Source organism: Paraburkholderia sp. SIMBA_053 (assembly GCF_046534895.1).
GTDB lineage: Bacteria > Pseudomonadota > Gammaproteobacteria > Burkholderiales > Burkholderiaceae > Paraburkholderia > Paraburkholderia caledonica.
Map to the genome: position 1 here is coordinate 1 of NZ_JAWRXU010000631.1, position 274 is coordinate 274.

The window sequence follows — 274 nt, forward strand, 5'->3', positions numbered from 1 at the left end:
GGGCAGCACGCCCTCGCGGCCGAGCGAGAAGGCATAGCGGGCGACCGCGTTGTGGAAGCTGACGAGGGCGGCGAACAGGCTCGTGATGAAGAGGATCGACATCACATCGACCCAGATCACGCCCAGGTGCTCGGCGACGAAGTTGAAGAACAGCGGAGGGCCGGCCTCTTCCGGCGAGATGCCCGCGGGGTCGGTGATCTTGCTCGGGCCGACGGCGAGCGCGAGCGCCCACGAGGAGATGGCGTAGAAGATGCCGGAGACGCAGACCGCGAGG

General features: G+C 67.9%; 1 pseudogene. It reads right to left on the minus strand.

Annotated elements, in window-relative coordinates:
* A pseudogene (locus SB753_RS37125) lies at positions 1 to 274 on the minus strand (amino acid permease); the annotation flags it as partial.